The organism is Sphingomonas sp. AC435, from assembly GCF_979253005.1.
In genome coordinates, this window is sequence record NZ_CEEDCJ010000041.1 from 1 (window position 1) to 274 (window position 274).

Sequence of the window (274 nt, forward strand, 5' to 3'; positions counted from 1 at the left end):
CCATAGGGCAGTCAACATCGGCCTTGTCAATGAGATGAAGATTGTTGCCGACAGGATGGGTATCGATATCCATGAAGTAATTCGCGCAGCAGCGACCAAGCCCTTTGGTTTCGTGCCGTATTATCCGGGGCCGGGGCTTGGGGGGCACTGCATTCCAATCGATCCTTTCTACTTGACCTGGAAAGCACGTGAGTATGGCTTACATACACGTTTTATCGAGTTAGCAGGGGAGGTCAACTCTGCCATGCCAGATTACGTGATCTCCAAGCTAAAT

At 50.7% G+C, this 274-nt stretch carries 1 pseudogene; it reads left to right on the forward strand.

Annotated elements, in window-relative coordinates:
- Positions 1-274: pseudogene (locus tag AC0CH8_RS18870) on the forward strand (UDP-N-acetyl-D-glucosamine dehydrogenase); the annotation flags it as partial.